Here is a 19,531-nt window from a genome sequence, read left to right as displayed (position 1 = left end):
GCCTTGAGCGGCAGGTACAGATTAAAGCTTCCAAGGAAAGATGATGAAAATAGCGATCTTGGCCGATCCTCACATCGGCTCTCAAAACCACGTATTCGTCGAAAACTGGAAGGCGGCTGTCAAAACCGTCAACGGCTGTGACGATGTGGGACTGGCAATTGTTCTCGGTGATCTGACGCTGGATGGTGCAAATATCGAGGCAGATCTGGCCTTTGGTGCGGCTAAACTCAAGGAGATCATGGCCCCGGTTCTCGTCCTGCCGGGCAATCACGATGTTGGCGATATTGCCCGCGACAGCGTGCAGCCCGCAGATGAGGCTCGTCTTGCGGCCTGGGGAAAACATTTTGGCTCTTGGTATTGGCACAGTGACGCCGCTGAGGGCTGGAGGTTGATCGGCCTGAACAGCCAGATTATCGGCTCAGGCCTACCAGCCGAGGAACAGCAATGGTCGGCCTTGGAGCGCATGTTGAAGGGGAGGGGCGACCGCAAACCGGTGTTGTTTCTCCACATGCCTCTCTTTCTGAAAGACTGGAACGAAGCCGACAGGCCGGCATGGGCGCTGAAGACGGAAGGTCGCCAACGGTTGCAGCGGCTGATCACCGAGCACGCCTTGTTCGCGGTGGTCTCAGGCCATATGCATCGCACGCTGCATCGGCGGCAGAAGGATGAGCCGGTGTTGATCTGGACGCCTGCATCCAGCTTTCTGGCCCGCGACGAGTCCATGCCAAGCCAGCCGGGAAAAGAACTGCTGGGCGTGACATTGCTGGATTTCGGCAAGGATGACATCTCGGTTGAATTCATGGCTATAGATGGGCTGATGAAGAGCTATATCGAAGATTACAACGGCTCGATTTATCGCTCGCCTGCGAAAACGGCCTGAGGACAAGCTATGACCTGGTTTAGTTATCACGGTGGCCATAGCGGGCAGTTCTGCGACCATGCGAAATCCACTCTTGCTGACGTGGTCGAGACAGCAATCGACCGCGGCTTTACCCATTACGGGTTGAGCGAACACTGCCCGCGGTATCGGGATGAAGATCTCTATCCCGGTGAAGAAAGGTTGGGGGTTGCTGGCCTGACGCGTCAGTTCGATGACTATGTGGATCACGCATTCAAGCTTCGTGACGCCTATGCGGACCGGATCGAGTTGCTGATCGGCTTCGAGACCGAGAAATTACCGCCGGATACCTGGCTTGCCAAGATGGAGGCCATACGGCGCGCTCATCCATTCGATTACATCGTCGGCAGCGTCCACGATATCGACGGGTGTTGGCTCGATTACTCGGCACAATCCACTGAAGCCCTCAAGCGGGAATTGGGGGGCACCGATGCCTTCCAGATCGCCTATTTCCAATCGGCAACCGACATGGTGCAGCGTCTTCGTCCAGATGTCGTTGCCCATCTCGATCTTGTCCGAAAATATGAGCCTGCAGGCTTTGAATTTTCTACCCCTGTTCTGCGCGAGGTGGACATTCTTCTGGAAGCAATCGAGGCCTATGGCGGCATATTGGATGTCAATTGTGCCGCCTTTCGCAATGACTACGGCCCGGTTTACCCGCTACCGCACATACTCAAACGTGTCCGCCATATGGGCATCCGCGTGACCTTGGGTGATGACAGCCACGGCGTTGACACCGTGGGCGTCGGCCTTGAGCAGTCCGTTGCTGCAATCCGAGCTGCTGGCTTTGAGAGCATTGCATACCTGACACGTGCAAATGGATGGCTCCAGGCTGACATAGACGATGTCGCTCCCGGAAAAATCTGAGAGCGTTGTTATGCCAGCACTTCATGCGCTTACCATCCGGCCCGCAACCCCGGATGACATCGATTTCGTCATGCGTGTCGAACGGCTCCCCGGCTATCCAGAGCGCGTGGGTACCTATTCGGTTCAGGAACACGAAAGCCGAATGGCTGACCCAAACTGCCGATACCTGATCGGTATGTGTGAAGCAAAGCCCGTGGGCTTCGCGGTGTTGAGGCCCGATGACGGCATGGGAAATGTTGTGATCCGCCGTCTTGCTGTGGAGCAGTCCGGGAGCGGCATCGGCAGCGCGTTTGTGCTGCGTCTCTGCACGAATGTTTTCGCAGACCCGACAATTGGTCGTCTGGTTCTCGATGTCCTTCCCTCAAATGCGATTGCACGGCGCGTCTATACCAAGCTGGGCTTTGTCGAAGAGGGACTGATGCGCAGTGCATTGCGCTACCCGGATGGCCGTCGCGCAGATTTGCTTTTGATGGCGCTTCTGCGCGACGACTGGCTCGGCGTAGCTTCGGTGCTGGTTCGTTAGAGTTTCCAAGGGAAAAGCGGAACCCGGTTTTTACCTGACAAACTCTAGGTTTCGATCCGGACTGGAATTGCTTTCGATGCCGGTGTCTTCGACATCTCGTCATGATGGTCAATGGCGATCAGCACGTTTGCTTCAGGATAATAAGTGCCGATCGTCCCTTTTGGCAGATTATGAGCGGTGACAGTCAAGCCACCGAGCTCTCGGCGAACGCGGTCGCCGAAATCACTGACGAGTGTGACAACCTGCCCCGGTTTAAGTCCCGATGTCGCGATGTCGCTTTCGCACATCAACAGGACGTCGCGGGTACCCTCTATGCCGCGAAAGCGGTCGGAGTAACCATAGATTGTCGTGTTGAACTGATCGTTCGATCGCATTGTGACAAGTCTGAACCGGCCGTCGGCATCCTCGAAGGACAGCGCATTCATTTGGCTGGGCGTTGTGAAGACAGCCTTCTTTTCCTCGGTTTTCCAGACGCGTTCATGAGCTGCATTGCCGCGATAAAACCCGCCCGGCTGGAACATGCGCGCATTATAGTCCTTAAAGTCCTCGGGATAGGTCGCTTCGATCAGGTCTCGCACGAGGCTATAGTCACCTTGCCATTCATCCCATTTCAGTGTCGGCCTTGCGGCAAGCGTCGCCTTTGCAATGCCGGTGACGATCGCCAGTTCGCTCTTCAAATGTTTGGAGGCGGGAGGTCGTTTGCCGAGTGATCCAGAAATATGGGAGAAGCTATCCTCGATGGATACGGCTTGATTTCCCGTGGTCTGCTCATCGATCTCTGCACGCGACAGACAGGGAAGGATATAGGCCTGCTTGCCAGGAAAAAGATGGCTCCGGTTTAGTTTGGTGGAGACCATCACAGTCAGCTCCTGGCGAGCCCAGGCGCGTTCCATCTCCTTTTGATCTGGTACGGCGCGGACAAGATTGCCTCCCAGAGAAATGAAGGCTTTGATCTTGCCAGCCATCAGCCCTTTCATGGCATCGACGATGGTCGTGCCGTCCTCGGTCGGGGGATCGAAATCGAAGAGCTCCTTCAACGTGTCCATGGGAATAAGCTTGGTCTTCTCAGCGATCCCGACGGTTCGTTGACCTTGTACATTCGAATGGCCCCGAACAGGACAGCAACCAGCCCCTTCGCGCCCGATATTGCCGCGCAGAAGCAACAGATTGACCAGCATGGCCACATTAATCGCGCCTTGTGAATGCTGCGTCAGGCCCATGCCGTAGACACCGATGACCCTTTCCGCGCTGATATAGATTTCGCCGGCACGCCGGATCGCCGCCTCGGTCAGGCCGCTTTCACGCTCGATATCGGCCCAGCTCGTCGTTCTGACCAGGGTTATAAAACTATCGAAGCCTGTCGTGTGCTCATTGATGAACGCCACATCGAGCACACGCTTTTGTCCATTGGTCACCGCTGCGTCGTCAGCTTCGATGACAACCTTGCAGAGACCCAGTATTGCAGAAATGTCCCCGCCGGCCCGGACTTGGAGATACTCGTCTGAAATCTGCGTTTCGCGTCCCGTCAGCATGTCAACCGGGCTTTGTGGATTGACGAATGATACCAGCCCCTGCTCGACAACCGGGTTGAATGTGACGATGCGCGCACCGCGCTGCTTGGCCTCCTGCAATGGGTGAAGGAAGCGCGGACTGTTCGATCCCGGGTTCTGGCCGAAAAAGAAAAATGCGTCGGCCTTCTCCAGATCTTCCCAGACAATGGTGCCAACAGGCGAGCCGATAACCTTCTGAAGCCCGACCGAAGTCGTCTCATGGCACATGTTGGAACTCTGGGGCAGGTTGTTGTTGCCGTAGACCCGCGCGAGCAGGGCGTAGAGATAGGATGCTTCAAGACCGGCATGGCCGGAAGAGTAGAAGACGACGCTGTCGCACGGCAATGATTTCAACGTCGCGCCGATTTCAGAGAAGGCCTTGTCCCACGTCACCTCAACATAGCGGTCCGTTCCAGCGTCATAGCGAAGAGGATTGGTCAGCCGCCCGGTCTGTTCGAGGTCATAGTCTTTCCAGTTCCTGAGCTCGGCAACAGTGTGACGGCTCCAGAAATCAGGCGTGCAGCGCGCGCTGGTCAGGTCCGAGATCGTTGCCTTGGCCCCGTTTTCGCAGAACTCGAAGGGATGGTAGTTTGCCGGTTTGGGCCAGGCGCAGGAAACGCACATAAGCCCGGCAGGCTTATTGAGGCGGTAAAGCGTTTCAAGGATTGCCGGTGAGGGTTTGTTGTCGCCCAGCATACGGGCGATCGACTTCACCGATCCCCAGCCACCAGCGGGACCTTCGGCTTCCGGGTTCTCGATAGGGTCGGCCATGGCGGGCCTTTCTTTTGATGGGAGATTAAATAGGAAAAAGGCGGCTTTAAAACAGCCATGCGTCCGAATGGATCGGCATCGACAGCTGGCTACTGGCGCGGCTCATGGACCGGACAACCATTGAACTTTGCCCTGAACTCTGCCGAGTGCTGATAGGTGTGCTTGCGGACGCGGTTGATGCCGCCGAGGGGCTGATGATCCACAAGGCCAGTCCAGACGCTAAACCGCATCTGTTCATCGACCTTCTGAACCTTCGTATCGCTCCAGCTGTCCTGGGGCATGGAGGTCACAGTGGCGACGGTCACGAACGGCGCTTCGTCTTCCACCCACTCGACAGTCGGGTCTTCGATCGGCTGCATTTCGATGTCACGACAGAGTTGCACCTGGAATTCCCATTCCCCATGAGTATCCTGCATCTCCGCCTGGACAGTCTCGCGGATCGCATCGTCGCGAACGCTGACGTCGATTTCCGTTCCGGTCCGCTTCGTCAAATCCGGTGAGACTGGTTTCAGCCGGAACTTGGCGACGTAGTCACCGTAGCGGAACGGGGTAACGCTGAAATACGTCTCTCCAAGCGGATCGACATTCGGTGCGCCGCCGAGTGACTGAATGGTCGAGCTGGAAATGCCGACGGCCTCGAGGCCTTTGTTGACGGTTTGAAGCACGCTCGACAACACAGTCTTGGTACCTTCCATTCTGTCCGTCGTCCGGGCAAGAAGCTTGAGGCTGGAGAGAAACTTCTCGGGATTGGGCGCCTGGAAGACCGGGCCATTCACCATCACAAAATCCTGCGTATCGCCGCTTGCGTCCGGCAAACGCGGTCCTGCGACACCGACGACCTTGATGGCCAAACCACGCGGAAGAGCGATTGCATCGGGCAGGATGTCGCCAGCGTTTGTTGAGAGACGCATATAGACCGGATATTCACCGGCTTTGGCGAACAGGCCCTGGGCGAGTTCGGGCGGCAAGCCATCTTTGACGATCATCGTGCCTTCAAGGATTCCATGTGCCTTGGCATGCACGGAGCGCACGGCATGGCCGTAGTCTTCGGCGGTCTTTTCGAGGATGATGTCGAATTGGTTGATGAGGGCGGAGACAGTCTCCTGTTCTCCCGGTTTGACTGTTTCGAGGTCCGGGGAATAACGGACAGGCGTGACTGCTGTCATATGTCGCTCCTTTAAAAACCAAAGAACGCCACGGATGGGGGATGGTTCCAGCAATCCTGGACCTGGACGTTTCAGTCAATGCGTCCAGATGCCTCCGACAATGCCTGGGGTATTGTCATCGGTTAACTTGCTTTTGCGGGCGCCGGGCCTGCTCCAGCTGCATCGCCAGATGGTCCACCACATATTCGGCATCCTTGCCGACTGCGAGGAACCGGCCCGACCCCCAGGTCCATAGCCAGGGCAGGCCGAGGACGTAAACGCCCTCGATGCCGGTGACGCCGCGACGCTGGATCGGATAGCCTGTGCCATCGAAGATCGGCAATCCGACATAGGACCAATCAGGGGTAAAGCCCGTCGCCCAGATGACCGACGTGACACCTTCGGCCTCAAAGTCCAACTCGGCCGTTTCACTCTGCGGTTCCCAGAGCGCAACATAAGGTCCACCTGCCGGTGCATGGATGGCTTTTTCCGCGATATGGCGATCGATGAGGGCATTGATGCCGTTATACACCCGGTCGGCGCTGTCGAGATTGCTCTTCAGATTGGTCTCGAACAGCATTTTTCCGGCGGAAACGCCAGCCATACGACCATAAAGGGCCATGCCTTCCAGCGCGAATTTTCGAAGATCGATATCGCGCCCGCCGTCCCGTCCGGTCAGATAATGGTTGGTATCATGCTTCTTTTTCGCCATGCCGTCATGGGCGATGGTGATGTCATATTGCCCGATATCGGCCAGCCAGTCGACAACATCGCGGCCCCGGTAGAAGCGAGCACAGCGCGGTGCATTGCCGGTGACCATATGCACTTTACGACCGGCAAGATGCAGGTCCTCGGCAATCTGGCAGCCCGACTGGCCGGACCCGACAACGATGACGCCGCCTGGCGGCAGTTGCGCGGGATTGCGATAATCGGCTGTATGGATCTGGGCTATGCCATCGGGAATGCGTTCTGCGGCACGCGGCACGAAGGGCTGGCTATAGAGGCTGGTGGCGAGAATGACGCTGTCGGCGGTGATGGTGCCAGCCGTCGATTCGATCCGGAACAGGTCTCCCGTTTTCTCCAGCGCAGTCACGCTGGTGCCTTCGAAAACGGGCGCATCGACCTTTTTGACGAAGCGATCAACATAGGCGACAATCTCCTCCTTCACCATGAAACCGTGCGGATCGGCACCGTCATAGGGATGGTCGGGCAGCTGGCATTGCCAGTTTGGAGTGACCAGACAGAAGGCATCCCAGCGCTCGTCTTTCCATTTGTGGGCGACAGTCTTCTTTTCGAAAACGACATGGTCGATACCGTGTTTCGTGAGGTAATGGCTGGCGGAGAGGCCAGCCTGACCACCCCCCACCACGACGGCGCTGTAATGCGGCTTCAGGGATCGGGTCATCTTATGTCCTTTCACAGGATAAAGGTCTCGCAGCGCACCCGGGCATCGGCGCGCTCAAGGAAGGGGAGGGCGGCGGTTTCGATGCGGGCGAGCTGGTCGTTTGCGGATGAGCAGGCAAATCCGTATTTTGCCTCGACGCGATCACTGGCGATGGTGAGTGCTTTTCGGCTGCGCTCGACAAAATCCGCCACCGGATAACTTTCACCCTCCGTGAAGAACTCGCGAATGATCAGCGAGGGTGAATAACAGGTCTCTTCCTGGCCATCGGGCCAGGTGATGACAAAACGCATCTCAGGCATGGGCTGCCTCCTTCAAAGTTGCATAGGTGGAAAGATGTGCCTCGGCGACGCGCCGCCAGGGAAAACGGCCGGCAACCTCCAGGCCGCGCGGGATGATCCGCTCGCGGATCTCAGGCACCAGCGCCAAAGCCATGGCTTCGGCAATCGAGGCAGAGTGGCGGGGATCGCACCAAAGGGCATCGTCGCTGCCGAGATAGTCGATGAAGGGCGCAATGGATGGTACGATGGCTGGAACGCCGCTGGCCATCGCCTCCAACACGACAAGACCGAACCCTTCCTTCAGCGACGGGAACACCAGCGCATCGGCAAGCCGGTAGAGGTTCGGCATATCATCGTCAGATACGGCGCCGATAATGTGTACGGCGGCGGCATCATCGCGCAGCGCCCGCAAGTGGGATTGGAACTCCTCCTGATAATCCCGATGATCGAGCAGCGAGACACCGCCAGCGATGACCAGTTGTGCGTCCGGCTTGACCGCTCGCAACTGCCGGAAGGCATCGAGAATGCCGAGCGTATTTTTGCGCGCCTCGATGCCGCCGATGCTGAGGAAGACGGGACCGGCATGAAGACCGATCCGGTCTCGCAGCGCCGTCTGCTCGCCGCTCCAGGCAGGGGCAAAGCGCCTGTTATCGACGCCGTTGCCAACCACTTTTGCGTCCACGCCGTAGCTGTCGCGCAGGATGGCCTGCCACGCGGCGCTGACGGCAAGGAAGGCATCGGCCCGTTTGATCGAACGGTCCTGAAGGGCCATCAGACGCGGATCTTCAAATTGATCGATATGATGGACGGTACGCACGAAACCCGGGATCAGACCACGGTCTTTGAGCGTCGCCAGCGCATTTCCCGAAATGCCGTCATGGGCATGGAAGACATCGAAGTCACGATTTTCTGCTTGTTCGAAGTGGCCGATGTAATCAGCAATCCGCTGCTCGACCATGGCTGTCATATCCGCCGCGGCAGGCGGTACGGGAAAGCAGGCCGTGTCACAGGCGGGCGGGCGGAAGAAGCCGGCACCTTTCGCATCGGGCGCGTGCAAGGTCACCTCATGACCAATGGCCGTTAGCGCTTCGGAAAGCTGCATGGCATGCACGACACCACCGCGTGGATTTGTGGAATGCGTGAGCATGGCGATACGCAGCGGGCTGATCATGCGCAATGCTCCGCTGGCCCGAGTTGCATCAGGGGCGTTGTGGCATGGTCACGAATGACGATCCGTTTGCTGCCATTGGTGATCGCAACAGTGCTTCCGATAGAGACGGTGCCGATTGCCGCAGCGGTGATGTCGCGCGCTTCGAAACGGCCCAGCACGGCATCGACGTTTTCGGGCGGCACGGACAGCAGATAGCCGAAGCTTGGGAAGGTCGCCAACCAGCGGTCAAGGCTGACGCCGTCGGGCAGGGGAATGGCTGCCACATCGATGTCGATACCGATGCCGGAGCATTCCGCCAGCATGATTGCGGTGCCGACAATGCCGCCCTGGCTGATGTCCTTGGCGGCCAGGGCGAGCCCGGCTTCGGCAATCTGCGGCAGGATTTCGAGATCGCCGCGCAGCCGCTCGGCGGGCGCGTCGGTGGCCGCTTCCCAGTTGTCGAAGGGAGCACGGTAGCGACCGCGATGATCCACGGCGGCGACCAGGACATCGCCGGGACGGGCATCGAAGCTTGTGAGCAGACGCTTTGCGCGTCCGAGGATGGCGACGGACAATTGGCCCCGGTCGGTGCGAATGTTGGTATGGCCGCCGACGATGGGCACGCCATAGGCCTCTGCCGCCGCTCGCATGCCATCCAGCACCGGGGCGGCACCCGCTTCGCCATCGGCCCAGACAGCATCGACCACGGCGGTCGGCCTACCGCCCATGGCGACGACGTCGGAGATGTTGACCATGACGCCGCACCACCCGGCAAACCAGGGGTCTGCGGCGACAAAGGCATTCATGAAACCCTCGATGGCGAAAAGCAGGTAGCCATCCCCCTGCGGCAAGGCGGCGCAGTCGTCCCCCACCGGAACAGACTTGCCTTTCACGCCGAGCCGCGCGGTGACGCTGCCGATATCGTGCTTCGCAGCGATCCCGCCGCTTGAGCGCAGCTTTTCAGCCAGTGCGTCGAGATCGATGTCCCTCCCGAAACCGGCCATCGTCATGCCGCCCGTTTGGCCAGCGCCACGAAACCCGCCTCCGGCGTGGCGCAGGGCGGATACCAGCTTAGATCCGCCTGCATGCGCAGATGCGGCTTGCCGTAAATCTCGAATTCCTCGACAACATCCCAGTGCAGGCGGCGAAAGAGCAGACCGTTCTGGACCTGCACATTGGCCAGAAACCTATGGCAACCCATGGCGTTGGCGGAGGAGACGGCAAGCCGGATCAGCGTTGCGCCCAGCGCGCCGATCCTGCGGAAATCCTCGTGTACGGCAAGGCGCGACCCCCACCAGAGGCCCGACTGCTCCTCGTGAATACGCACCGTGCCAACCAACCTGTCGGCGGCCACACCCAGCATGGAAAGCGCAACGATGGGGGTGGCGTGGTCGTCGATCGCGTCCCGGTCGTCGTTCTCAAAAATCTGCTGTTCGCGGCAGAAGACATCACGGCGAAGGGCATGAGCCTCGCGACGCTCCCAGGTCGATGTCGCGAACTTCACCTGAAATTCGCTGGTGTGGAAGGGTGAGAAAGGTTCGATCATCATCGGGTCAGCATCCTCTCATAGGTGGAAAGGGCAGAGCAGGCGCCGCATTTTCCGCAACCCGCCTTGATGTCGACGGCCTTCAGGCCACTCTCTACGAGCATTTTTGAGAGCGGGCCGAGGATTGAATGCATGAAGTCCGGCTTCGGTGCGGGGTGGCTTTCCAGCGGCGTTCCCGAGATCGGCACGAAGGGCACGACGAAGGGATAGACGCCTATCGCCACCAGCCTTTCGCAGATATCGAGGATGGCCTCGCGTGTGTCTCCAAGCCCGGCGAGGATATAGGTGGAGACCTGTCCGCGCCCGAACACCTCGACCGCAGCCTTGAAGGAGGCCATGTATTTTGCGATGCCGACCTGCGCCTTGCCCGGCATGATGCGGGCGCGGATTTCCGGCGTCACGACTTCGAGATGCATGCCGAGCGCATCCACCCCGGCGTCTTTCATCCGGGAAAACCAGATGTCATCTTCCGGTGGCTCGCACTGAGCTTGAATGGGGATGTTGACGGCAGCCTTGATGGCGCGGGCGCTTTCGGCAAGCACCGCGGCTCCCCGGTCGTCGCCTTTCGGTGTGCCTGTGGTCATGACCATATGCTTGACGCCGTCCAGTTCCACGGCGGCCTTGGCGACTTCAGCGAGCTGCGCCGGCGTCTTGTGGGCAACAGTGCGGCCAGCCGCCAGCGACTGGCCGATGGCGCAGAACTGACAGGTTTTCGTCCGGCTCTGGTAGCGGATACAGGTCTGTAGAACGGTTGTTGCCAGCACGTCGCGACCGTGAAGCACGGCAATCTGCGAATAAGGAATGCCATCCGCCGTCGAGCGCTCGTAAAAGCGTGGGCGCAAGGGGAAGGAGACTTCCCCGATGACACGGCCGTCGCGACTGATGCGGCTATTGCCGGCGTCGTCAGGCTTTTCGACGAGGTAAGGACTCTCGAACGCGGGTGCCGTATGTACCGGCACCATCACCGTCATGCCATCGATGGTCAGGGCCTTTTGATCGGAAGGGCCTGCACCACCGCGGCGGCTTTCGTGCCCGGCCTTCGGATCAACGAGCCTCGCGCCGAACGACTGCAATTCGTTGATCAGAGTTTCCGTCGAAAGCTGGGGTCTGGTATCCATCGGTATTGCTCCTTGTCGGTGCGGTTTCGAGGAAAGGATGGGCGGCCACCATCGGATGTGCCGGGCGATCGTCGATGACGAGATGCAGAAGTTCCGGTCGGGCATAGTGGCCAACGGAATCCATCATCCGCTTGCGTTTCAGAATGAGGCTCATGTCCAGGTCGGCAATGAGGATGCCTTCGCCCTCGGTGATCGGTGGCGCCAGGTGCTTGCCTTCCGGCGAAATGATCGCCGTCATGCAGCCGCCGCGCAGTGCCTTTTGCAGGCCTTCCTCAGGGATGATCGTGCGGATCTGCTCGTCGGTCAGCCAGCCGGTGGCGTTGACGACGAAACAGCCGCTTTCCAGCGCGTGATGGCGGATCGTCACTTCCATCTGGTCGGCAAAGATCGGTCCGACCATGGAGCCGGGGAATTGCGCGACGTGGATTTCCTCATGCTGGGCCATCAGCGCATAACGGGCGAGGGGATTGTAGTGCTCCCAGCAGGCCAGCGCGCCGATGCGGCCGATTTTGCTATCAACCACCTTGAGGCCGGAGGCATCGCCCTGGCCCCAGATCATCCGCTCATGGAATGTCGGCGTGATCTTGCGCCGGTTCAGCACAAGCTCTCCATCCGCATCGAAAACGAGTTGCGTATTGTAAAGCGTGCCATGATCCCGTTCGTTGACGCCGAGTGCGACGACGATGCCGTGCTCGCGTGCCGCTGACGCCACGGCCTCGGTCGTGACACTCGGAATGGTGACAGCCTCGTCGTAGAGCCGGAGATGTTCGCGGCCAGACAGAACCGGTGGCAGGACGAAGGAAAAATAGGGATACCAGGGAACGAAGGTTTCTGGAAAAACGATGAGCTCCGCGCCTTTGCCAGCCGCCTCGCGGATTGTTTCCAGCACGCGGGCAAGCGTTTTGTCGCGTGAGGTGAGATCCGGCGCGATCTGTGCGGCGGCAGCCCGAACGGTCCTGCTTTTCTCCATGACGAATTCCTTGGATTGGGGTGAAGGAGGCGGGGCTGGCCCCGCCTTCCGGGCGCGCTGATCAGAGCGCGGGGGTAAGTCAGAGTGTCCAGGTGTCCAGAATGACAGCCCCGGCACGACGGTGGATGAGCATCAGGTCCAGCACATCCAGCGGGCTGATGGGCGTGATGCCGGGGATCAACGCAGGCTCGCCATGGCCGTAGAGCGCCTGGAGGGCAAAACGGCAGGCATAGACCTTGCCGCCTTCTTCCAGAAAACCCTTGATCTGGTTGTTGAAGTTCAAATGCCCCGGGAAAGCCTCCGAGCCGAGCTTGGGGAAGCCCCGCTGGATACCCAGGGTGACGCCGGGACCATAGAGCAATATGGACGTGTCATAGCCCTTGCGCTTGAGGCGTTTGGCCTGAAGCAGATTGACGAGGCCGATAGAGCCTTCAAAAGCAACGGTGTGGAAGGTGATGAGGGCTTTTTCGCCTTCATTGGCCTGGATGTCTTCGAAAACTTTTTCTTCGTAATCAACGAAGAAGTCCCCATCAGCGTGGGCCGGTGCAGTGATTGCGGGCATGAATGGCTCCTGTTTCGAGGTCGGCCCACGTGACGGGCCACTACCATTCAATTGCAAAGCCTATGCCAGATGAGGTTTTGCCTATTATCAAATCAAAACTTGAGAATTTGCAGTCATTTTTCCAGTCAATATGGAGAGTGAACTAAGTGTAGTGCCAATATAAGGGCAAATCTCTGCCAAACCCATAAGCGCGACGGTCGGCTTTGAGTGCAGTCAATATGCGATCAATTGGCGCTATCTGATACATGACGGCTTCCATTTCCGTTGAAAACCTATTTTCTTGAGTGACAGGCAGAGAAAGCAACAATATACAGTCAATGTTCAATATCGATGAGTTTTCATGAAAACCTGGACTCCCGACCTCTCCCGCAGCGACGGCCCGCGTTACCTGGCGATCGCCGACGTTATCGAGATGGATTTGAAAAGCGGCAGGCTTCTGGTGGGCGACAGGTTGCCGCCGCAAAGAGACCTTGCCAAACGGCTGGGCATCGATTTTACGACTGTTGCGCGCGGTTATGTCGAGGCGCAAAAGCGCGGACTTGTGGCGACCCATGTCGGACGCGGAACCTTCGTGACTGGCGGTCCTGAAAAGCAACGGCGCGGCTTCGTATCGCAGGCCGCACTGGATACCCGGCGCATGTCGGTGGTCGATTTCTCGATGAACATGCCGCCGGAGCCTGATGATCCGGATCTTCTGGCGCGCATGCAGGAGGGGCTGTCCGCCGTCGCGACCAATATGATCCCGCTTCTGCGCTATCAGGGGTTCGGTGGAGCTGGCATGGACAAGGAGGCCGCCGCATCATGGCTCAGCCGCCGTGGCCTGGTTCCCTCCCAGGAACGTATCTTCGTCACACCCGGCGCCCATCCGGCCCTTCTGGCGATTTTCGGACTTCTGGCAAAACCAGGGGAAATGGTGCTCTCCGAGAACATTACCTATCCCGGCATGCGCTCGATTGCAGCCCAGCTCCGCCTTAATCTGACAGGCCTGCCGATGGATGCGGAGGGCATTATCCCCGGCGCATTTGCCGAAATCTGCGAGACTGGCAGGCCTAAGGCGCTGTATCTCAATCCGACGCTTCAGAACCCGATGACCCTCACCATACCCGAAAAGCGACGGGAGGAAATTTGCGCGGTCGCCCGCAAATATCATGTTCCGATCGTCGAGGATGATGCCTATGGGTTCATCCCGCTTCATAGCCCAGCGCCGCTTGCCGCGATGGCGCCGGATCTCACCTGGCATATTGGCGGATTGGCGAAATGCATCGGTGCAGGCCTGCGGCTTGCCTATGTCGTCGTTCCCGACACCAAGGCAGCCTGGCCCTTTGCCAGCGCCATGCGGACGGCAAGCGTGATGGCCTCGCCGCTTTCAGCCGCTCTTGCCACCCGCTGGATCGAGGATGGGACAGCCGACAGTATCCTGCGCTTTATCCGCACCGAGGCCGCCGCCCGCCAGGCGCTCGTTGCCGAAGTGCTACCGGCGGGCAGCTATCAAAGCGATCCCATCAGCTTCAACATCTGGCTACCCTTGACGAATGGGTGGACGCGCTCAACCTTCGGCACGCACATGCGCGCATCCGGCATTGGTGTCGTCGCAAGTGATGCCTTCACTGTCGATGGCGTGGCCGAGGAAGCCGTTCGGGTTTGCCTCGGCGGCCCCATACGCCGGGAGACCCTCAAGGCTGCGCTGGAATTTATGGGCCACGCCCTGGAGGGGTCTCCCCAAATGGCCGGCACCTTCTTCTGAAAATCGCGCCCAAGAAAGTCGCACTCGCGTAAGCCACGGCAACCGGAATGCCGTTCAGAGCGATTTCATAACAATCACGACTATTTGCACGGCCAAATCACAAAACGGCCTTATGTATTCTGGATCAACATCCGACATATTTGAGAGCCGATAAGTCGTTATCGGGCTTGCATAGCAAGGGGAACGCAGTTGACAACCCTCTTTGATTTTGCTCCCGGCAATCCAGGAATTCAAGCGCGTTGGACGTCGAGCGCAAAGAGTGGTTTGGGTACTGCGCTTTCCGCCCGGTCTCCCGTCTGGTTCACGTTGAGCCATGGGGTGCTGAATGAGGTCTATTATCCCAGAGTGGACAGCGCCTGTATTCGAGATCTTGGGTTGCTCGTTATTGGTCCTGAAGGATATTTTTCCGAGGAAAAGCGCGATTGCACCACAACGACCCATCAGGTCGAAAGCGGCGTACTGGCGTTTCATGTCGTCAACATGTCACGAGATGGCCGCTACCGGATCGAAAAGCAGATCATTTCCGATCCTGCTCGCGCAACCGTTCTCCAGAGCATCACGTTCATGCCTTTGGTCGGTAACATATCCGATTACAAGGTCTATGCGCTGCTTGCGCCTCATCTTGTCAACGCCGGGATGGATAATTCCGCATGGATCGGTGAGCAGGATGATACCACGCTTCTCTTTGCAAGCGGCCGATCACGGTATCTTGCGCTTGGATCATCGCTCCCTTGGGGCGAACGCTCTGCGGGTTTTGCCGGGCAGTCCGATGGCTATAGCCAATTGCTGCAAAACGGCAGTCTCGATCCCCAATATCAGCGTGCCGATGATGGCAATACCGCTCTGACAGGGCAAATCCCGTTCACGGAAAGTGCCAACACCGCAATTCTGGCCCTCAGCTTTGGCCAGTCGGAAACGGAAGCGGGCGCCCAGGCACTCGCCAGTCTGCGCGATGGATTCGATGTCGCTTTCGGCATGTATTGCGCGAACTGGCGCGGCTGGCAGAAAGGCCTCTACGATCTGGACCGCGAGACCGCAAAGCCCATCAATATGTACCGCGTCTCGACTGCCGTGCTTGCAGCCCATCGCGCCGCTGATCGGCGAGGAGCGGTTGTTGCCAGCCTGTCCATTCCTTGGGGGGCGAGCAAGGGGGATGATGATCTGGGTGGCTATCACCTTGTCTGGCCTCGCGATCTCGTGGAAAGCGCGGGTGGCTTTCTTGCGGCTGGCGACTGGAAGGAAGCAATCGAAATCCTGGAATATCTGCGCGAGGTTCAGTTGGCGTCCGGTCGTTGGCCGCAGAATCTCTGGCTGGATGGCAAGCCCTATTGGCTCGGGGTGCAGATGGATGAATGCGCTTTTCCTATTCTGCTGGCCGATCTCCTGTATCGAAATGGCCATCTGCCGGACACGCTGCTGAACCGATTCCTTCCAATGATCCGCAAGGCGGCTGGCTACACCATCGCAAATGGGCCGGCCACCAGCCAGGACCGCTGGGAAGAAGATGGCGGTTATAGCCCGTTCACCCTGGCCGTCGAGATTGCAGCATTGCTGGCCGGCGCAGACATTCTGGACCGTGTCGGCGAGCCTGATGTGGCCCACCATTTGCGCGAAACCGCCGACTGCTGGAATGAGCAGATTGAAAACTGGACTTATACCAGCGATTCCACCCTTTGCGATGTCGTCGGCGTGAAAGGCTATTATGTCCGCATCGGGGGTCTTGATGTCACCGACGTGGCGACGGGCAGTCAAGGGCAGACCATTATCCGCAACCGGGCAGCCGACACGTCGATATTGCCGACCCGTGACGTTATCAGCCCCGACGCCCTGGCGCTTGTTCGCTTCGGGTTGCGGGCCGCTGACGATCCGAGGATCCTCGACACGATAAAGGTTATCGACCATCAATTGAAGATCGATCTGCCGCAAGGTCCGCTCTGGTATCGCTACACGGGTGACGGTTATGGCGAACATCCTGATGGCAGCCCGTTCGATGGCATCGGCCAGGGGCGTCCGTGGCCATTGCTGGCGGGCGAGCGCGCACATTACGAGTTGGCGGCTGGACATCGCGACATGGCCGAACGGCTTCTGGAGACGCTTGAGGCTTCGGCTGGGACAGAGGGTCTTCTGCCCGAGCAGAGCTGGGACGGACCCGATCTCCCCGAACGCGAGTTATTTCTGGGCCGCCCGTCGGGCAGTGCCATGCCACTCGTCTGGGCGCATGCGGAATACATCAAGCTGTTGCGTTCGCTGAACGATGGCGCGGTTTTTGACATGCCGCCGCAGACAGTTGAGCGCTATGTAAAACATCAGACGCCATCAACCCTGCGCATCTGGCGTTTCAACAATCAGATTTCCACCATACCCCACGGCAAGACATTGCGGCTGGAACTGGACGCATCGGCCATGGTGCATTGGAGCGCTACGGGCTGGCATGAGGTGGCGGACACCAGGACACGCGAAACCGGTCTCGGGACCCATGTTGTCGATATCGACCTCGCGGACGGCGTAATCGGCCAACAACTGGTGTTCACTTTCCTCTGGCTGGAGGCTGATCTCTGGGAAAATGCCAATTTCAAAGTTCAGATCATAGCGTAACGTTTGACGGAGATAGACATGCAATTGGGAATGGTCGGCCTGGGTCGTATGGGTGCCAACATGGTGCGGCGGTTGATAAAGGCGGGGCATCAATGCGTCGTCTATGACGTCAATCCGCAAAACGTTGCTTCTCTTGAGTCCGAAGGCGCTGTCGGCGCGGCGAGCTACGCCGAATTTGTCGCCAAATTGGCCACGCCGCGTGTTGTCTGGCTGATGCTGCCAGCCGCCATTACCGGCCAGATAGCCCGCGAACTGGCTGGCGAGATGACAAGCGGCGATATTCTGATCGATGGCGGAAACTCTTACTACCGCGACGCGGTCGATCTGGGAACCGAGCTTGGTTCAAAGGGTATCTCCTTCGTTGACGTCGGCACCAGCGGCGGGGTCTGGGGTCTGGATCGTGGCTATAGCCTGATGATCGGTGCTGAGAAGAAAGCGGCGCAGCATCTCGATCCTATCTTTGCGTCCCTTGCTCCCGGAAAAGACGGTACAGGGGCGACGGGCGGCACAGCCGACACCGGAACGGAAGGTTATCTGCATTGTGGGCCGCCGGGTGCCGGTCACTTTGTCAAGATGGTCCATAATGGGATCGAATATGGCATCATGGCCGCCTATGCCGAAGGGCTGAACATCCTGAAGGCTGCTGATGCAGGCAGCGAGGTGCGTGACGCCGATGCCGAAACCGCACCATTGCGGGATCCGCAATATTACCGTTTTGACCTTGATCTGGTTGCCGTGACTGAAGTCTGGCGCCATGGCAGCGTCATCGGCTCCTGGCTTCTCGATCTCACGGCATCCGCGTTGAAGCAGGATCCGCAACTGTCACAGTATGGCGGTCGCGTGTCGGATTCCGGCGAAGGCCGTTGGACATTGCAGGCGGCGGTCGAGACCGGCGTGCCGGCTCCTGTCCTGTCTTCTGCCTTGTTCGGACGCTTCACGTCACGTGACAACGATGAATTTGCCAACAAGCTTCTCTCTGCAATGCGGCACGCCTTTGGCGGCCATGTGGAGAAGCCGGAGAGCACGTCATGATGCAAGGCAGATCCGATGCCCTCGTGGTGTTCGGCGTGACCGGTGATCTCGCCCATAAGATGATCCTCCCGTCGCTTTACCAGATGGTGAGGCGAGGCCAGTTGAACGAGCCGGTCATCGGTGTGGCGCTCGACGACTGGGACATCGACCGTCTGGCGGCCCGCGCCCGCGAAGGTATCAGCAAGCAGTTCGGTACGGTTGACGAGGCCGTTTTTGCCAGGCTGAAGGGATTGCTGCGCTATGTCAGTGGCGACTACAAAAGTCCGGCCACCTTTGATCGGCTGCGCGAGGCGCTTGGCCCCGCAACGCACCCGCTTTACTATCTGGCCATCCCGCCTTCGCTTTTCGAGACAGTCATCAAGGCATCGAAGGCGGCTGGCCTTGCTGAGAACGCCCGGCTGATGGTGGAAAAGCCCTTCGGGCGGGACCTTGCCTCCGCCCAGGCACTCGATGGTGTCTTGCACTCCGTGTTCGAGGAGGAAGCGGTATTCCGTATCGACCATTTCCTGGGCAAGGAAGCGGTGCAAAACCTGATCTATTTCCGCTTTGCCAACGCTTTTCTGGAACCAGTCTGGAACCGGACCCACGTCGAAAGCGTGCAGATCACCATGGCTGAGGATTTCGGAATTGCTGGCCGTGGCAAGTTCTATGACGAGGTTGGATGCATTCGTGACGTCATCCAAAACCACCTGATCAATATCCTCCTACTGCTGACGATGGAACCACCCGTCAACAGCGGGTCCGATGAACTCAGTGACGAGAAGGTCCAGGTTCTCCGGGCTATTCGCCCGCTCTCGACGCATGACCTGATCAGGGGACAGTTCCAAGGCTATCACGATGAGCCGGGTGTTGCGTCCGGCTCTCCTGTCGAGACATTCGCCGCCGTGCGCCTGTTTGTGGATACGTGGCGGTGGAAGGACGTGCCCTTTTTTATCCGGGCCGGCAAGCACCTGCCGGTCCGTGCGACAGAAGTTGTCGTGCGGTTTCGACGTCCGCCCGTCGCTCTTTTCGATGAAGTTACCGCAGCCGAAGCCAATTATTTACGGTTCCGTGTCGGACCGCAGGTGGCAATCGGCATTGGTGCCCGACGCAAGGCGCCGGGCGAGGGGATGGTCGGTGAAAGTGTCGAACTCGGTGCGCTTGATGACACGACCGACGACATGATGCCCTACGAGCGGTTGATCGGCGATGCTATGAACGGCAGGCGCCAGCTCTTCACCCGACAGGACGCGGCGGAACTGGCCTGGCGCGTGGTGGATCCCGTGCTTGATCTTAGGGAACAGCCGGCCGTCTATCTGCCCGGCAGCTGGGGGCCTGCCGATGCCATGAAGGATTTCGCTCCTCCCGGTGGCTGGGTCGATCCGCAACCATAAAGGA

The 19,531-nt window shown here is 58.9% G+C and carries 17 protein-coding genes; 7 read left to right on the top strand and 10 right to left on the bottom strand.

Translation table 11 applies throughout. The annotated features are described in order from the left end of the window. Positions 1-43: 43 nt before the first annotated feature. The 3 genes from FS819_RS24460 to FS819_RS24450 are packed head-to-tail and all read left to right on the top strand — an operon-like array spanning position 44 to position 2,288. Positions 44-880, top strand: coding sequence for a metallophosphoesterase family protein (locus FS819_RS24460; protein WP_156550098.1), 837 nt, complete (start codon positions 44-46; stop codon positions 878-880). A 9-nt stretch (positions 881-889) separates the two neighbouring features. Next, a complete protein-coding gene (locus FS819_RS24455; RefSeq protein ID WP_156550096.1) occupies positions 890-1,765 on the top strand; it encodes a histidinol-phosphatase in 876 nt (291 codons plus the stop codon). 10 nt (positions 1,766-1,775) lie between these two features. Beyond that, complete coding sequence (locus tag FS819_RS24450; protein ID WP_156550094.1) at positions 1,776-2,288, top strand: GNAT family N-acetyltransferase; 513 nt, start codon at positions 1,776-1,778, stop codon at positions 2,286-2,288. A 44-nt stretch (positions 2,289-2,332) separates the two neighbouring features. Here the strand turns inward: FS819_RS24450 and FS819_RS24445 are convergent, their stop codons facing one another. The 10 genes from FS819_RS24445 to FS819_RS24400 form a co-directional block, all read right to left on the bottom strand. Then, the gene (locus FS819_RS24445) at positions 2,333-4,609 is read right to left on the bottom strand and encodes an FdhF/YdeP family oxidoreductase (RefSeq protein ID WP_156550092.1); all 2,277 of its coding nucleotides are present in this window, start codon (positions 4,607-4,609) and stop codon (positions 2,333-2,335) included. Positions 4,610-4,698: 89 nt separating this feature from the next. After that, positions 4,699-5,775 (bottom strand): catalase family protein, encoded by a 1,077-nt coding sequence (locus FS819_RS24440; RefSeq protein ID WP_156550091.1) that lies wholly within the window; start codon positions 5,773-5,775, stop codon positions 4,699-4,701. Between the two features lie 115 nt (positions 5,776-5,890). Then, entirely contained in the window at positions 5,891-7,159 is a 1,269-nt protein-coding gene (locus tag FS819_RS24435) for an MSMEG_0569 family flavin-dependent oxidoreductase (protein ID WP_156550089.1), read from the bottom strand. 11 nt (positions 7,160-7,170) lie between these two features. After that, the gene (locus tag FS819_RS24430) at positions 7,171-7,458 is read right to left on the bottom strand and encodes an MSMEG_0570 family nitrogen starvation response protein (RefSeq protein ID WP_041699865.1); all 288 of its coding nucleotides are present in this window, start codon (positions 7,456-7,458) and stop codon (positions 7,171-7,173) included. Continuing rightward, positions 7,451-8,608, bottom strand: coding sequence for an MSMEG_0565 family glycosyltransferase (locus FS819_RS24425; protein WP_156550087.1), 1,158 nt, complete (start codon positions 8,606-8,608; stop codon positions 7,451-7,453). Before FS819_RS24425 ends, FS819_RS24430 begins: the two co-directional genes overlap by 8 nt. Then, positions 8,605-9,591, bottom strand: coding sequence for a sll0787 family AIR synthase-like protein (locus FS819_RS24420; protein WP_156550085.1), 987 nt, complete (start codon positions 9,589-9,591; stop codon positions 8,605-8,607). The genes FS819_RS24425 and FS819_RS24420 overlap by 4 nt, the downstream gene beginning before the upstream one ends. A gap of 2 nt (positions 9,592-9,593) precedes the next feature. Then, positions 9,594-10,136: an MSMEG_0567/Sll0786 family nitrogen starvation N-acetyltransferase gene (locus FS819_RS24415; protein ID WP_156550083.1), complete on the bottom strand. Its 543-nt coding sequence runs from the start codon at positions 10,134-10,136 to the stop codon at positions 9,594-9,596. Beyond that, positions 10,133-11,251: an MSMEG_0568 family radical SAM protein gene (locus FS819_RS24410; protein WP_156550081.1), complete on the bottom strand. Its 1,119-nt coding sequence runs from the start codon at positions 11,249-11,251 to the stop codon at positions 10,133-10,135. Before FS819_RS24410 ends, FS819_RS24415 begins: the two co-directional genes overlap by 4 nt. Next, positions 11,178-12,221, bottom strand: coding sequence for a Nit6803 family nitrilase (locus tag FS819_RS24405; protein ID WP_156550079.1), 1,044 nt, complete (start codon positions 12,219-12,221; stop codon positions 11,178-11,180). Before FS819_RS24405 ends, FS819_RS24410 begins: the two co-directional genes overlap by 74 nt. 79 nt (positions 12,222-12,300) lie before the next feature. Further along, positions 12,301-12,783, bottom strand: a complete 483-nt coding sequence (locus FS819_RS24400) for an MSMEG_0572/Sll0783 family nitrogen starvation response protein (protein WP_015918620.1) — start codon at positions 12,781-12,783, stop codon at positions 12,301-12,303. Between the two features lie 340 nt (positions 12,784-13,123). Between FS819_RS24400 and FS819_RS24395 the strand changes: the two genes are divergently transcribed. The 4 genes from FS819_RS24395 (at position 13,124) to zwf (ending at position 19,527) form a co-directional block, all read left to right on the top strand. After that, a complete protein-coding gene (locus FS819_RS24395) occupies positions 13,124-14,527 on the top strand; it encodes an aminotransferase-like domain-containing protein (protein WP_156550078.1) in 1,404 nt (467 codons plus the stop codon). Between the two features lie 189 nt (positions 14,528-14,716). Continuing rightward, the gene (locus FS819_RS24390) at positions 14,717-17,122 is read left to right on the top strand and encodes a glucan 1,4-alpha-glucosidase (protein WP_156550076.1); all 2,406 of its coding nucleotides are present in this window, start codon (positions 14,717-14,719) and stop codon (positions 17,120-17,122) included. Positions 17,123-17,140: 18 nt separating this feature from the next. Then, positions 17,141-18,154 carry a phosphogluconate dehydrogenase (NAD(+)-dependent, decarboxylating) gene (gene gnd / locus FS819_RS24385; RefSeq protein WP_156550074.1) on the top strand — a complete coding sequence of 338 codons (1,014 nt, stop codon included), beginning with the start codon at positions 17,141-17,143 and terminating at the stop codon, positions 18,152-18,154. Beyond that, a complete protein-coding gene (zwf, locus tag FS819_RS24380; RefSeq protein WP_156550072.1) occupies positions 18,151-19,527 on the top strand; it encodes a glucose-6-phosphate dehydrogenase in 1,377 nt (458 codons plus the stop codon). The genes gnd and zwf overlap by 4 nt, the downstream gene beginning before the upstream one ends. Positions 19,528-19,531 lie beyond the last annotated feature (4 nt).

The organism is Allorhizobium sp. Av2, from assembly GCF_021462805.2.
Taxonomy (GTDB): Bacteria; Pseudomonadota; Alphaproteobacteria; order Rhizobiales; family Rhizobiaceae; genus Allorhizobium; species Allorhizobium vitis_G.
This window is presented reverse-complemented; position numbering and strand designations above follow the sequence as displayed.